At 66.2% G+C, this 13,567-nt stretch carries 12 protein-coding genes; 6 read left to right on the forward strand and 6 right to left on the reverse strand.

Annotated elements, in window-relative coordinates; translation table 11 throughout:
- The first annotated feature begins 56 nt into the window (after nt 1–56).
- Together LQR33_RS11645 and pbpC are read left to right on the forward strand one after the other, a co-directional pair.
- Nucleotides 57–515 (forward strand): HIT family protein, encoded by a 459-nt coding sequence (locus tag LQR33_RS11645; protein WP_205692567.1) that lies wholly within the window; start codon nt 57–59, stop codon nt 513–515.
- A gap of 73 nt (nt 516–588) precedes the next feature.
- A complete protein-coding gene (pbpC, locus tag LQR33_RS11650; RefSeq protein ID WP_231469042.1) occupies nt 589–2,739 on the forward strand; it encodes a penicillin-binding protein 1C in 2,151 nt (716 codons plus the stop codon).
- Between the two features lie 19 nt (nt 2,740–2,758).
- Here the strand turns inward: pbpC and LQR33_RS11655 are convergent, their stop codons facing one another.
- The 3 genes from LQR33_RS11655 to LQR33_RS11665 all read right to left on the reverse strand — a co-directional run bounded on the left by LQR33_RS11655 (nt 2,759) and on the right by LQR33_RS11665 (nt 5,014).
- Nucleotides 2,759–3,487: a hypothetical protein gene (locus tag LQR33_RS11655; RefSeq protein WP_221664481.1), complete on the reverse strand. Its 729-nt coding sequence runs from the start codon at nt 3,485–3,487 to the stop codon at nt 2,759–2,761.
- A 2-nt stretch (nt 3,488–3,489) separates the two neighbouring features.
- Nucleotides 3,490–4,041: a neutral zinc metallopeptidase gene (locus LQR33_RS11660; RefSeq protein WP_021477100.1), complete on the reverse strand. Its 552-nt coding sequence runs from the start codon at nt 4,039–4,041 to the stop codon at nt 3,490–3,492.
- A gap of 250 nt (nt 4,042–4,291) precedes the next feature.
- Nucleotides 4,292–5,014 carry an SDR family oxidoreductase gene (locus tag LQR33_RS11665; RefSeq protein WP_231469044.1) on the reverse strand — a complete coding sequence of 241 codons (723 nt, stop codon included), beginning with the start codon at nt 5,012–5,014 and terminating at the stop codon, nt 4,292–4,294.
- Between the two features lie 112 nt (nt 5,015–5,126).
- On the opposite strand from LQR33_RS11665, the gene LQR33_RS11670 reads away from it, so the two are divergent.
- Complete coding sequence (locus LQR33_RS11670) at nt 5,127–5,978, forward strand: LysR family transcriptional regulator (protein WP_231469046.1); 852 nt, start codon at nt 5,127–5,129, stop codon at nt 5,976–5,978.
- On the opposite strand, the gene LQR33_RS11675 is transcribed toward LQR33_RS11670, so the two are convergent.
- Both LQR33_RS11675 and LQR33_RS11680 read right to left on the reverse strand, forming a co-directional pair.
- Nucleotides 5,948–6,583 (reverse strand): LysE/ArgO family amino acid transporter, encoded by a 636-nt coding sequence (locus LQR33_RS11675; protein ID WP_166440235.1) that lies wholly within the window; start codon nt 6,581–6,583, stop codon nt 5,948–5,950. The two genes, LQR33_RS11670 and LQR33_RS11675, sit on opposite strands and share 31 nt — an antisense overlap.
- Nucleotides 6,584–6,648: 65 nt before the next feature.
- Nucleotides 6,649–8,985, reverse strand: coding sequence for an EAL domain-containing protein (locus tag LQR33_RS11680; protein ID WP_231469047.1), 2,337 nt, complete (start codon nt 8,983–8,985; stop codon nt 6,649–6,651).
- Between the two features lie 254 nt (nt 8,986–9,239).
- Between LQR33_RS11680 and LQR33_RS11685 the strand changes: the two genes are divergently transcribed.
- The 3 genes from LQR33_RS11685 (at nt 9,240) to LQR33_RS11695 (ending at nt 12,098) form a co-directional block, all read left to right on the forward strand.
- A complete protein-coding gene (locus LQR33_RS11685; RefSeq protein ID WP_231179637.1) occupies nt 9,240–10,178 on the forward strand; it encodes an ArgP/LysG family DNA-binding transcriptional regulator in 939 nt (312 codons plus the stop codon).
- A gap of 81 nt (nt 10,179–10,259) precedes the next feature.
- Nucleotides 10,260–10,700, forward strand: a complete 441-nt coding sequence (locus LQR33_RS11690) for a cytidine deaminase (RefSeq protein ID WP_166440232.1) — start codon at nt 10,260–10,262, stop codon at nt 10,698–10,700.
- 159 nt (nt 10,701–10,859) lie between these two features.
- The gene (locus tag LQR33_RS11695; protein ID WP_231469049.1) at nt 10,860–12,098 is read left to right on the forward strand and encodes a M23 family metallopeptidase; all 1,239 of its coding nucleotides are present in this window, start codon (nt 10,860–10,862) and stop codon (nt 12,096–12,098) included.
- 4 nt (nt 12,099–12,102) lie between these two features.
- Here the strand turns inward: LQR33_RS11695 and LQR33_RS11700 are convergent, their stop codons facing one another.
- Nucleotides 12,103–13,509: a purine-cytosine permease family protein gene (locus LQR33_RS11700; protein WP_231469051.1), complete on the reverse strand. Its 1,407-nt coding sequence runs from the start codon at nt 13,507–13,509 to the stop codon at nt 12,103–12,105.
- Nucleotides 13,510–13,567 lie beyond the last annotated feature (58 nt).

A 13,567-nucleotide genomic window follows, 5' to 3' on the forward strand; every position in this document is an offset into this window, starting at 1 on the left:
CATTCCGGGGAGAGGCTGCATTCGTTCACAGACTGGATGGATATCGCGCAGAAATAATGGGAGAAAAGATGGAGTGTTTGGGGTGCCGATTGGCGAATGGAAAAGAAACCATACACACAGTTTACGAGAACGACCTTGTCACCTGCTTTCTTGACCACGATCCGTTCAGTGAAGGACATACGCTGATCGTCCCCAAGCAACATGCGGTGGAGCTAGAAGAGCTGGATGAGCAATTGACCAAAGCCATCATGGACGCAGCTCAAATCATCGCCAAGGCCATCAAGCCGCTATACCGCCCGGACGGCATCACCCTCTGCCAGAACGGCGGCGTCTTCAATGAGCTGACCCATTTCCACATGCATGTCGTGCCCAGAGATAAAAATCGTCCATTTTCAGAATTCTACTCAAGCGAACCTGCTGAGCCGAGAAATCACCGACTCGCTCGAACGGCAGCCGCATTGAGAGAAGCGATAGGCTGCGCAACCGCTGCCCAGCAGCAGCGTTCGCGCCAATGACCCCCAAATACGCCGCGCCATAACCTTTGCGCCAATACCCAGTGCCCGCCCGCAATTGAGAAAAGCACCAGCAGTGACCAAACCCAGCATCTTCATCATCACCCTTACCCTGCTCTCCGCCCCTGCCTGGGCCCAGCCCACGTTCAAGGAGGTGAAAGCCGCCTGGCAGCCGTCCGACGTGACGCTGCTGGACCGCCATGGCCAGACGCTGCAGCGGCTGCGCGTCGACAAGCAGGCGCGGCGGCAGGATTGGGTTAGCCTGGCCGATACCTCGCCCGCCTTCCGCCAGGCGCTGGTGCTGTCCGAGGACAAACGCTTTTATCAGCACAGCGGCGTGGACTGGTCCGGCGTGGCGGCGGCGGCCTGGGCCAACCTGTGGAACACCCGCACCCGCGGCGCATCCACGCTGACCATGCAGCTGGCCGGACTGCTGGACGACGATTTGAAAGTAAGCAAAGGCGGGCGCAGCCTGTGGCAGAAGATGGGCCAGACCTGGTCCGCCGCCTGGCTGGAACGGCACTGGACCAAGGCTGAAATCCTGGAGGCCTATCTCAACCTGGTGGGTTTTCGCGGCGAGCTGGTGGGCTTGTCCTCGCTGTCGTCTACGCTGTTCGGCAAGCTGCCGTCCGGGCTGAATCTGGAAGAGTCGGCGATCGCCGTGGCGCTGATCCGCGCGCCCAACGCCGCGCCGGACAAGGTGGCCGGCCGCTCCTGCCATATCCTGCAGGATGTGGGCCGCAAGCCGGACTGCGCGGCGCTGGGCGTGCGCGCCGTTCAGGCGCTGGCCCGCAGCCGCGCCGCCAATCCTCTGGCCGAACAAGACGCGCCGCACTTCGCGCAAAAGCTGCAGCAAGCGCGCCGCTTCCCCGCCGGCAGCCGGGTAGCCAGCACGCTGGACCTGCCGCTGCAGCGCTTCGCTGCCGCCGCGCTGCGCCGGCACCTGTCGGCGCTGTCGCAGCGCAATGTGCAGGACGGCGCGCTGGTGGTGCTGGACAACCAGAGCGGCGACATCCTGGCCTGGGTGGGTTCCAGCGGCCGCGGCCTGTCCAACGCCGCCCAGGTGGACGGCGTCACCGCGCTGCGCCAGGCCGGTTCCACGCTCAAGCCTTTCCTGTATCAGCAAGCGCTGGAAAAGCATTATCTGACCGCCGCCTCGTTGCTGGACGACAGCCCGCTGGATCTGCAAACCGGCAGCGGCCTGTACGCGCCGCAAAACTACTCCAAGGATTTCAAAGGCCTGGTGCCGGTACGCACCGCTCTGGCATCCTCATTGAACATCCCGGCAGTGCGGACGATAGAAATGGTCACCCCCAACGCCGCGCGCGACCGGCTGGTCAAACTGGGCTTCTCCACCCTGACCGAGGACGGCGACTACTACGGCTACAGCCTGGCGCTGGGCGCGGCCGACATCCGCCTGCTGGACCTGGCCAACGCCTACCGCACGCTCGCCAACCAGGGCCTGGCCAGCCCGCCGCGCTGGACGCTGGCCGACGCCAAACCCAAGCCCGAACATCTGCTCGACCCCGCCAGCAGCTTCATCATCGCCAACATCCTGTCCGACCGCACCGCCCGCGCGCTCACCTTCGGCCTGGAGAGCGCGCTGTCCACTCGCTACTGGAGCGCGGTGAAGACCGGCACCAGCAAGGACATGCGCGACAACTGGGCGGTGGGCTTCTCGCGCCGATTCACCGTCGCGGCCTGGGTGGGCAACGCCAGCGGCGAGCCGATGTGGGACGTGTCCGGCATGCACGGCGCAGCACCGGTGTGGCAGGCCGTGCTGGATCGCGCCCAGCAATCAGCCGCGCCCCTGCCGCCGCCCGCGCCGCCAGCCGGTCTGGTTCATCAACGGGTGCGCTATCAGGGCGACGTGGCCGCGCCGCGGACAGAGTGGTTCCTGGCCGGCACCCAGCGCGCGCTGATCGTGCCGCAGAAAGGCTCCGTCGCCGACCTGGCCCCGGGCATCGCCGCGCCGGTGGACGGCAGCATCTTCGCGCTCGATCCCGACATCCCGCCCGCCAACCAGCGCATGGTGCTGCGCGCGCGCGGCGTCGCCAAACCGCAGTGGTGGCTGGATGGAAAACGTTTGGGAGCCGGAGCGGAGCTGGCCTGGTTCCCCTGGCCGGGCCGGCATCGGCTGGAATTGCGCGGCGGCGACGGCAAGGTGGTGCAGGCAGTGAAATTCGAGGTTCGCGGCGCCTCGCTGCGGCCCGGCAGGCCGCGTTGAAACGCCGCTTCCCGTCAAACTAGCCGGCGGCGGCCTTGCGCCTCTGCAGCGACTGCCACAGTTGGCTGGCGCGTTGCGCGGCGCTGGCCTTCTGCTGATCAGTCAAAGCCTGGTAGTCCTTGGTCTTCAACAGCCAGTCTGCGCTGAGCGTGTCGCCGGAGCGGCGAGCCACCAAGTTCCAGGCGGCGGCCTCTTCCGGCTGCTTGTCCAGCAGATAACTCTCCGAGATGATGGCCGCCGCGTGCAGATTGCCGCGCGCGTAGGCCTGCTGCAGCGCCTCGCGCGCCTCCTCGCGGTAGCGAAAGTCCGCCTCGTAATCCGGCTCGCGCGGATGGCCGTCCAACTGGAACAGATAGCGCTCGGCCAGATGCGTCAGCGCCTGCGGATCGCCGCGGCTGGCGGCCATGCGCAGATCGGCCAGCGACATCTGGTAGTAACGCGCGTCTATCATGTAGCCCAGTTTGCGCAGCTGCTGTTTGCGCTCGCGCTCGACCGGCGTTTCCGGTTGCGCGGCGGCGGACTGCTGCTGCGCGGACGGATCGCCGCCCACCGCGAAACTAAAACCGCCTGCGGCGGGTTTAGCGGATGCCTGGGCCGCGCCTTTTTCCGTCCCGGCCCCCTTCGCGGCAGCGGGTTGCGCCTGTCCGGACGCGCCGCCCGCCATCCCGAAGTGAGCGGGCAGCCATAGCCATGCCGCCACGGCCGCCGTCCCTGCGGCCGCTGCGATCAACAAGGTTGCCCTCTTCATCGTCAGATCCGCGTCATGCAGACGTTGAAGCCGTTGGCGTAGCCGTAGCGCGAGTAGTAGTCGCGCTGCGACGGCGTGCCGTGCTCGGCGTAGTCGGCCGCGTCGCGCGCCGACGCCACCGCGTTCTCGATGAAGCTCGGATAGCGCAGATTGGTCTCGGCGTACTTGGCGAAGGTGCCGCCCACGCAATCAGCCTGCAGTTCCTGCATCGGCGGCTGGCGGTTGATGCCGCGGGTAAACTGGACGGAATGACCCCATTCGTGCGCCAGGATGAACTTGGCCACGTAGTTGCCATAGCTGCTTTCCTGCTGCTGCAGGAAGCCGGTGCCGACGCTGATGGTGTACGGGCCGCACGCCATCGCGCTGGTTTGCGGCTCGCCGCAGGCATTCTGGTCCACATAGACCGTCGGCCGCGCGTAAGAGCCGAGGAAGCCCCGAATCTCGTTGGCGCTGGACTGGATGTAGCTGTTGTTCACCGGCAGGGCCAGGGCCGCGCCGATCTGGCCTGCGATAACCGCGCCGAGCGCGCACAGCGTGATGATTTTCCTTGTCATGATCTCTTTCTCCTTGAGTGTTGCGTCACGGAGATCTTTTTATGGCAAATGGATAATCATTCTGGAAAGAATTATTATTTATAAAATTTCAATTTGATATTCTAACTTTATGTCATTGTTTTAACGCTAAAATACATTTGTTTCGTAATCAAAATATCCATGCAAAAGGGCGAGCCGCATCGCGCCCCGCCCTTTCCCTGTCTGCCGCCCGATCCAGCGTACCGCGCGCGGCACCGCTGGATCGGGATGTTTACGCCGACTGCCCGGTAGCCGCCAGCACGATCTCGCGCACGCACACACGTTGCGGCTGCCCGTATGCGTAAGCGATGGCTTCAGCCACATCGTCCGCCGCCAGCACCCCGCCCATCTGCTGCTTCCACTCCTGGTAGCCGGCCTTGATCGCTTCATCCGTCGTATGCCCCAACAGCTCCGTCTCCACCGCGCCCGGCGCGATGGTGATCACGCGCACGCCGCTGCCGGCCACTTCCTCGCGCAGATTTTCCGAAATCGCGTGCACCGCGAACTTCGTCCCGCAATAGGCCACGTGGCTGGGAAAGGTCTTGCGACCGGCGATGGAGCTGATGTTGATGATGGTGCCGCGGCCGCGCGCCGCCATGCCGGCCAGCACCGCGTGGATGCCATTGAGTAGGCCCTTGACATTGACGTCCAGCATGCGCTGCCATTCGTCCGGGTCTTGCCGCGCCATCGCGCCCAGCAGCATCACGCCGGCATTGTTGACAATGGCGTCGGCGGGGCCAAAGCGCGCCTCAGCCTCAGCCAGCGCCGCTTGCAGCTGGGCGCGATCGGTCACGTCCACCCGGCGGCACAGGGTATTAGGCAACGCCAACGCTTCCAGTTTTTCGACGCGGCGCGCCAGCAGCAGCAGCGGATGGCCAGCCCGGGAAAACAGCTTGGCGACGGCGGCGCCGATGCCGGAGCTGGCGCCGGTGATCACGATCAGAGGTTTGTTCATGGACATTCTCCTTCCATAAAATTTATCGATACGAAACAGATGCCATGCAGTATATTCAGCATGAAATAAGCTGAAAAATGATAAAAATCTCTGTCTGATATAGATTATTTCTATGGATATTCGCCAATTGAAGGCTTTTGTCGCCGTTTTCGAGGAACGCAGCATCACGCTGGCGGCGCAGCGGCTATTCGTCACCCAGCCGACGCTGTCGGTCACCATACGCCAGCTGGAGGACGCGCTGGGCGTCACCCTGTTCGAACGGCTGCCACGCGGCGTGGACGTCAGCGAAGACGCTCGCCTGCTCTACCCCCAAGCGCGCAGGATGCTGGCCCAGGCCGACGCCTTGACGAGGATGTTCCGGCAGCGCCGCGATTGCGCGCCGCTATGCCTGGGCGTGGACGCGGATGTGGGCCGCAGCCAGTTGGAGGCGCTGCTGGCGCGCGCGGCGCGCGCCAAGCCGGCGATTCTGCTGGAAGCGCGGGAGGGATGCTGCGGCGACGCGCGGCTGGCGGCCGAGGACGGCCGCTGCGAAGACGAACTGTTTCTGCCGCTGTGGGAAGAGGATTTTGTGCTGGCCGTGCCGAAGGGGCATCCTTTGACGGCGCGCGATCAGGTGGATGTGGCCTTGCTGGACGAGACGGAGTGGATCACCTGTCCGCATCATCCCAGCCATCAGCGGCTGCTGGACCTGCACGGCGCGGCGGCGCCGGCATTGGCCGCGGCGGCGCGGGCCGGCAGCCTGAGGCTGGCCGCACACATGGCGGCCGCTGGGCTGGGCGTCGCATTGCTGCCCGCCTCGCTGGCCGACGACCACCCCGGCCTCAAAGCCATCCCGCTGGCAGGCGCCACGCCGGCCCGCCGCGTCGGGCTATGCTACGCGGCGCAAGCGCTGGAGCTGCCGGCCTTGCAGGCGCTCAAGGAAACTCTGGACGGTCACAACGGCAGCGGCGCCGACAAGCCGTAGTTGTAGATCAGCATGGCGGCGGTGAACAGCATCACGAAGCCGATCACGCAATCCAGCACCCTCCAGCTGGACGGCTTGGTGAACAGCGGGGCCAGCTTGCCTGCGAACAGGCCGATGGCGCCGAACCACAGCACGGAGGCGCTGAGGCTGCCGATCAGGAAAGATACCGCGCCGTGCTCTCCGTACACCGAGGACACGCTGCCGATCAGCACCACGGTGTCCAGCCAGACATAGGGATTGAGCAGGGTCACCACCAGAATGGTGCGGATGGCGCTCTTGCGGTCGCGCTCCACGCCGCCGTCCAGCGTCATGCCGCCCGCGTTCAGCGCGGAGCGGAAAGACTTGAAGCCCAGCCACAGGATGAAGGCCGCGCCGGCCCAGGTGACCACGCTGACGAAGCCGGGGATGCCGGCCACCACCTTGCCTACGCCCAGCACGCCAGCGGCGATCAGCAGCACGTCGGCGACGATGCAGATGGCGACGATGGGCAGAACATGGCTGCGCCCGATGCCCTGCCGCAGCACATAGGCGTTCTGCGGACCGATGCCGACGATCTGGCTGAAAGAGATGCCCAGCGCGGAAAGGAAAACACTGAAATTGAACATTTCCTGCTCCAAACTATTTGCAAGCAGATTAACGTCCAAATTTCCTTAAGTAAAACTAATAAAAATCATGATGCATAAGAAGAATTAATGGAAGAATTCTTGCTCCATTGCTTCAGCCACTCCGGCAGCTCGCCCGCGGCCAGCGGCGGCGAAATGCCGTAGCCTTGGCCGTCGTGGCAACCTATCTCGCGCAGCCTGCTCCAGATCGCCCGGCTTTCCACCCCCTCCACCACCAGCTTGCGCCCGGTGTAGTGGGCGAAGGACAGCATGCTGCGAATGATGGCCTCGTTGCCCGGCATGTCCAGCAGCAGCCGGACGAAGCGCTGGTCGATCTTGATGGTGTCGAACGGCAGCTGCTGCAGATGCACCAGCGACGATGCTCCGGTGCCGAAGTCGTCCAGCGCGATGGACAGGCCCAGGTCGCGGCAGCGCTCCAGCTTGGCCGTGATCTGCTCCGCCTCTTGCTGGGTGACGGTTTCCAACACCTCCAGCTCCAGGAAGCCCGCCGGCAGCGGGTTCGCCTCCAGCAAGGCCTCCAGTCCGAACAGAAAATCCTCATGCTTGAGCGTGGCCGCAGACAAGTTGACGCTGACCGGCAATGACAAGCCGCGCCGCCGCCACTCGCCCATCTGGCGCACCGCCTCCCGCAGCACCCACCAGTCCAGCTCGCGCATCAGATTGGTATGCTCGATGGCGTTGAAAAACTCGCCCGGCGGCACGTGCCGGCCGTTGCGCACCCAGCGCACCAACGCCTCCGCGCCTTCGATGCGGTGGTTCTGCAGATTGATCTTGGGCTGGTAATACAGCGCCAGCTCGCCGCGCGGAATGGCCAGCGCGAAGGCGCTGCGCAGCGCGTGCAGCTTGTGGATTTCCTCGTCCATCGCCGCGTCGTAATGACGGGAATGGCCGCCGCCCTCATCCTTGGCCCGGTTCAAGGCCAAGCCGGCGCGGCGCAACAGGTTGGCCGCGTCGCACAGCGCGTCGCCGCTGACCGCGACGCCGACGCTGCAGCGTATCTCCACCTGGGCGCCCATCGCGTCCACAGGCTGCGGCAGCAGGCTCATCAACTCGTCCACCAGCTCCTGCAGCCTGTCGGTGCGTTCCGAGCAGGCGACGAAGCGCGCGGCGCCGACCCGGCCGACATGGCCGAACGGATAGATGGCCTGCCGCAGGCGGCGCGCCATCTCGCACAGCACCAGATCCCCGCCTTCGTACCCCAGACGTGCGTTGATGTCGTGAAAGCCTTCCACCGCGATCGCCAGCACCGCCACCTGGCCGCTGTCGCGGCGCGACTTCAGCAGCCGGGCGATCAGCTCCTGCATGCGGCTGCGGTTGGGCAGACCGGTCAGCGCGTCGTGCTGGGCCAGGAAGGCGAGTTCGGTTTCGGCGCGGTGGCTGCGCTCCAGCGCGTCGTGGCGTTCCAGCCCGCGGCCGATCTCGCGCGCCATCAGTTCAAACAAGGCGCGGCGGGACTGGTCGAAGAAACCCTCTTCGCCGGCATGCAGCGCCAGCGTCCCCACCACCTGCTGGCGCACCAGCAGCGGCACCACCAGCAGGCTGCGGATGCCTTGGCGGCTCAGCGCGCCGTGCCAGGGTCGCAGCGCGGGGTCGGATTGCGCATCGTTGCTGACCTGGGCCGCGCGGCTGCGCAACGCGCGCGACACCAGGCCCGGTGCCTGCGCGTCCTCGGCGTGCGCCGGCAGTTCTCCGGGCATGGCCGCGCGTTCTCCGCGGGACAACGCCGCCACTTCCACCCGCTTCTCGTCGGCGTCCAGCAACCCCACCCAGGCCAGCTCGAAACCGGCCTCGCGCACGCAGACGTCGCAGACGGTCTGCAGCAGGATGCGGCGATCGGCGCTGTCGGCAAGCGCCAGGCTGACGCCTCTGAGGGTCGCGTACAGGCCGGACATCGCCTGGAAGTGCTCGCCATGGCGCGAAGCCTCGCGCTTCAGCGCCTGCTGGTAGCCATGGGTCTTCAGCATCTGGTCCAGCAAGATGCGCTTGCGCAGCAACCGCGCCGCTTCGGCGCCCGCCGCCTGCTCCAGGCTGGCCAGCAAATGCGGCTGGCAACGCTCGTATAGGCCCTGCAGCCAGCCCAGGCTCACGCCCAGCCGGCAATACAGTTCGCCCTGCTCGACCAAAGCCGCTGCCACGGCCGGATCCAAGGGCATCCTCAAAAGCGCGTCCCACTCCGCCAGCAGCATCGCCGCCAGTTCATCCTGGCAGCAGCCATGATGCCGCTGCAGGCGCTCCGCTTCGCCGGGGCTTTTCAGCAAATGCCAGTCCAGCTCCTTGCCCAGCAGTTCCCTGCGGGCCATGCCGGCATCGGCGTGGCGCGGCAATTGCGCCAGGTGTTCGGTCCGGATTCCGATAAAGCGGCACATATTCGCCAGGAGTGCCATTTCATCCGTATGCATTGTTTTCTGCGCCTGTCGTGGCTGGGACGCGGCCTGCCGGGCCGCCGTCCCTACTATCTCGCCCACCTGCCCAGGAGCAGGTATTTCTTGTACCGTATCTACTGGCGCGGTCTGTCTGAAACCCGCATCAGACAAGGCCGGCCGCCAAAGGCTGCAACATGCCACGGCGCTGGCTTTTAAGCAAGTCCGGCCGCATTATTAAACGATCTCTTATCGTCGAAAGACTACGGAAAGCAAAAGTGTTCGACCCCAGACAACTGCAAACCCTGGCCGCGGTGGCGGAAACCGGCGGCTTCGACAAGGCCGCCAAAAAGCTGTTTCTGACCCAGTCGGCGGTATCGCAACGCATACGCCAATTGGAGGAACAGCTGGGGCAACCGGTGCTCACCCGCACCTCGCCGGCGGAAGCCACCGAGGCGGGGCGCCAGCTGCTGCGGCACTACCAGCAACTGCTGCTGATGGAGAACCAACTGCTGCAAAAGCTCAGCCCCGCGCCGCGCCAGCGCGAGTTCACCACGCTGGCCGTCGGCGTCAACGCCGACAGTCTGGCTACCTGGTATCTGCAGGCGGTGACGCCTGTGCTGGAGGCGCACGACCTGTTGCTGGACGTGGTGGTCGACGACCAGGACCACACCCACGAGCTGATGCGCACCGGCCACGTGATGGGCTGCGTCAGCACCCGCCCGGTGCCGATCCAGAGCGGCGTTCAGCACTATCTGGGCGCGATGCGCTACCTGTGCCTGGCTACGCCTCGCTTCGCCGCGCGCCATTTTCCGGACGGGGTGGACCACGCGGCGCTCGCGCGCGCGCCCAGCATACTCTTCAGCCGCAAGGACGCGGTGCACGGGCAGTTCCTGCGCCAGGCGGCCAGCTACGAGGGCGGCTTCCCCAGCTTCACCGTGCCCTCGGCCCAAGGCTTCGTCGAGCTCACCCGCCAAGGCGTCGCCTACAGCCTGCTGCCGGAACTGATGCTGGACAGCGATCTGGAGGACGGCCGACTGGTCGACCTGTTCCCCGGCCAATACATGGACCTGCCGCTGTACTGGCACCACTGGCGGGTAGAGTCCGAGCTGTCGCAGGCGCTGACCGAGGCGATGCTGGACTACTGCGGCCGGCACTTGCGCCAGGACAAAGCCGCATATCGCGCATCTGTTGGAGAATCGCAGCAGGATGCCTGATCCGCTCGGCGCGGCTATCGCGTTGACAAGGCCCCGCCCCTGGCGCATCATCCGTCGCCGATCTGGTTTTATGGAGGCAGCATGACCAGCAAGCAATACGCACCCAGCAACGAACAATGGGCCGAACTGGAAATGGCCGCGCAACTGGCCTCCCGCCAGGCTTACGCGCCTTATAGCCGCTTCTCCGTCGGCGCCGCCATTCTGGACGGCAACGGCAAGATACACATCGGCTGCAACGTGGAAAACGCCTCCTTCGGCCTGAGCAACTGCGCCGAACGCACCGCGGTTTTCGCCGCCCGCGCCAACCATGGCATGCAGGATGTGGTGGCGGTCTGCATCTACACCCCCACAGACAAGCCCACTTCGCCTTGCGGCGCCTGCCGCCAGGTGCTCAACGAATTCGGCCCCGCTATGCATGTGCGCTCGATCTGCGACGGCGAGGACATCATCGACACCACGCTGGACGCGCTGCTGCCCTCCGCCTTCGGCCCCAAGAACCTGCAGGACGCCGGCCAGCGCTGAGCCGCTGCCCGCCGCGCGCAAGGGAACCCGAGGGTTCCCTTTTTCACGTCCGCGAAAAGGTTCCCCCATCCCCGCCTCTCTTAGGGACAGCTGAAAACCAGCATCGCCCGCTATATGGTCGGTCACGCAGTTCCTGTTCAGAACGATAAGGAGTCCGTGATGATGAAACCCGCCATTTCATATTTATCCGTGCTGCTGATCTGCCTGGGCGCGGCGCCCGCCCATGCCGCCGAGGAAGCCCAGGACCCTGCGTTGCGCAGACAAGCCGCTGACGCGCTAGCGCGGCTCGCACCGCAGCCCCTGGCCAAGGGAAGCCTTTTGCCGCCGCTGGTCGAATTGAACCGCGAAAGCGCCGACCGCCGCTGGGTGCTGGGCTCCGCCACCCAGCCGCTGCCGGTGACTGCCGGCGCGGATGCAGACCAGGTGCCGCTGTCGCGGCTGTTCCTCGCCCATCAGACCGACCAAGGCTGGCGGCTGGCGCTGGAGGGAGGCCGCGATTTCGCCGCGCTGCTCGAGACCGCGCCGACTGGCTGGCTGAGCGCCGATGAGCGGCGCGCCTGGCGCAGCCAGACCATTCGGGCCAAGCGACTGGTGCCCGACGCCACCGGCCTGGGCCTGCCCTGGCAGGAAGGATCAAGCTGGAGCATGACCGGCGGCCCGCACGGCTACAGCGGCGAAAGCCAGCCCTACGATTCCATAGATTTCGCCGGCGGCGACGGCCGGGTGCTGGCGCCCCAGGCCGGCGTGATCTACAAAAGCTGCCTGCGCAACGGCAGCGGGCTGGTCAAGCTGGTGCACGACAACGGCTACTCGTCCACCTACTACCACATGATCAACCTCAACACGGTGGCCGACGGCCAGCGGGTGGCCAAGGGCGCTTATCTGGGCAAGATAGGCAACGGCCTGCCCTGCGGCGGCAGCACCACCGGCCCTCATGTCCACTTCTCATTGATCCATCAGGGCAAGGCCGAGCCAGTGAACCGCAAGTGGCTGGGCGGCTGGCAGTTCTTCTCCGGCAGCCGCGCCTACCAGGGCTACGCCGCGCGCAACGGCGGCCGAGTGAACGTGGGCGGCCGCCTGACGCACTACAGCGGCGGCGGCGATCCGGCGCCCACTCCCGGCGGCGCCAGCGGCGTCGCCACGCCTCGCGGCAACGACGGCTACGTCAACCTGCGCGGCGGTCCCAGCCTGAGCGCCGAGATCGTCGGCAGCGCCGCCCGCGGCGAGCAGGTGTCGCTGCAGTGCCACGCGCGCGGCGAGGCGGTGGACGGCGTCTGGGGCCGCACCGACATCTGGAACCGCACCGCCGCCGGCCATTGGATCAGCGACGGCTTCATCGATACCGGCAGCAACGCGCCGGTGGTGCCGCAATGCCCGTCGTCGGCGCGGCCATGGTAAACGCCTAGCCTGCGCTTCGCCCTCCGCCGGGGGCCGCCGCCCACGCGGCCGCGCCCCGGCGCATCATCAGCCAGTACAAGCTGGCCGTCCCCAGCCAACCCACCAGCCAGGAAACGTCCGCCCCTCCCAGCGCGCGGACCATCGGCCCGCTGAACAAGGCGCTGTCGATGAACGGCAACTGCAACAACACGCCCACCAGATAGGCCAGCAAGCCCGGCAAACGGTAGTCCGCGCCCTCCAGCGCCGCCGCGTCCAGCTTGCCGCCGCGCAACAGATAGAAATCCACCAGATTCACCGCGCTCCATGGCGTGAACAAGGCGAGCAGCAGCAATAAGAAGGACTTGAACAGCGGCAGGAAGCCATGCTGCGCCCACACCGCGACGGATAGGGAAACCAGCGCCATCGCCGCGACGATCAGCCAGCGCCGGCGCGGCCCCAACGTCTCCGGCCGCGCGCCGAACGCCGACGCGATGCTGCCCGCGCACATGAAGCCGCCGTAAGCGTTGAGCGTGGAAATCGTGACTTTGCCGAACGCCACGCAGAAGAACAGCGCGGCGGCGATGGCGCCCTCAGCGCCCAGGCCGACAAAGTAGGCGACCTCATGCCCGCGGAACGCCGCGCCGCCGATGGCCGCCACCAGCACGCCCAGCGACATCGCGATCTGCGCGCCCAGGCCAGAACCCAAGCCTATCGCCAGCGCCACCCGCGCCGGCGGCGTGGTCGACGGCAGGTAGCGCGAATAGTCCGACACATAGGGCGCGAAGGCGATCTGCCAGGATGCCGACAGCGATATCGCGACGGTGAAGGCGGCCGGCTCGAAACGGGTATGCGCCGCCAGCAGCGGCAGCAGATCCACCCGCTCCAGCAAGCGCATGAACAGATAGCAGAAGGCCAGCAGGCCGAGCAAGCTGGCCACGCGCCCCAGCCGGTGTATCGCCCGATAGCCGAGCGCCGCCGCCAGCAGCACCGCCAGCGCGAACAACAGGCTGCCGGCGGCGTCGCTTATCTTGAACAGCTGGCCCAGCGCCTGGCCGGACAGCACCATGCCGGTGGCGTTGAAGCCCAGATACATGACGCAAGCCAGTACCAGCGGCAGCACGGCGCCCTTGACGCCGAACTGCGCGCGGCAGGCCAGCATCTGCGGCAGCCCCAGCCTGGGGCCCTGCGCGCCATGCAAGGCCATTACCGCGCCGCCGGCGACCTGCCCCAGCAACAGACCGACGATGGACCAGACGACATCGCCGCCCAGCACCACCGCCAGCGCGCCGGTGACCACGGCGGTGATCTGCAGATTGGCCGCCAGCCACAGCGTGAACTGGCTGAACACGAGGCCATGCCGCTCGCCTTCCGGAATGAAGTCTATGGAACGGCGCTCTATCAGCGGCGCGCCGACGGATGTTTTCGCTTTCATGACGGTTTCTCCTTTGTCCGCATCCGGAGCGCCATCTTGCCGCGGCGCGGCTCCGGAC

It is taken from the genome of Chromobacterium piscinae (genome assembly GCF_021129175.1).
Lineage (GTDB): Bacteria > Pseudomonadota > Gammaproteobacteria > Burkholderiales > Chromobacteriaceae > Chromobacterium > Chromobacterium piscinae.

Excerpts from the sequence above, each read along its gene's own strand:
- LQR33_RS11695 (WP_231469049.1), top strand. The coding sequence starts at position 10,860 with ATGATGAAACCCGCCATTTCATATTTATCCGTGCTGCTGATCTGCCTG.
- LQR33_RS11690 (WP_166440232.1), top strand. The coding sequence starts at position 10,260 with ATGACCAGCAAGCAATACGCACCCAGCAACGAACAATGGGCCGAACTG.
- LQR33_RS11680 (WP_231469047.1), bottom strand. The coding sequence starts at position 8,985 with ATGGCACTCCTGGCGAATATGTGCCGCTTTATCGGAATCCGGACCGAA.
- LQR33_RS11675 (WP_166440235.1), bottom strand. The coding sequence starts at position 6,583 with ATGTTCAATTTCAGTGTTTTCCTTTCCGCGCTGGGCATCTCTTTCAGC.
- LQR33_RS11670 (WP_231469046.1), top strand. The coding sequence starts at position 5,127 with ATGGATATTCGCCAATTGAAGGCTTTTGTCGCCGTTTTCGAGGAACGC.
- LQR33_RS11655 (WP_221664481.1), bottom strand. The coding sequence starts at position 3,487 with ATGAAGAGGGCAACCTTGTTGATCGCAGCGGCCGCAGGGACGGCGGCC.
- LQR33_RS11645 (WP_205692567.1), top strand. The coding sequence starts at position 57 with ATGGGAGAAAAGATGGAGTGTTTGGGGTGCCGATTGGCGAATGGAAAA.
- LQR33_RS11660 (WP_021477100.1), bottom strand. The coding sequence starts at position 4,041 with ATGACAAGGAAAATCATCACGCTGTGCGCGCTCGGCGCGGTTATCGCA.
- LQR33_RS11700 (WP_231469051.1), bottom strand. The coding sequence starts at position 13,509 with ATGAAAGCGAAAACATCCGTCGGCGCGCCGCTGATAGAGCGCCGTTCC.
- LQR33_RS11665 (WP_231469044.1), bottom strand. The coding sequence starts at position 5,014 with ATGAACAAACCTCTGATCGTGATCACCGGCGCCAGCTCCGGCATCGGC.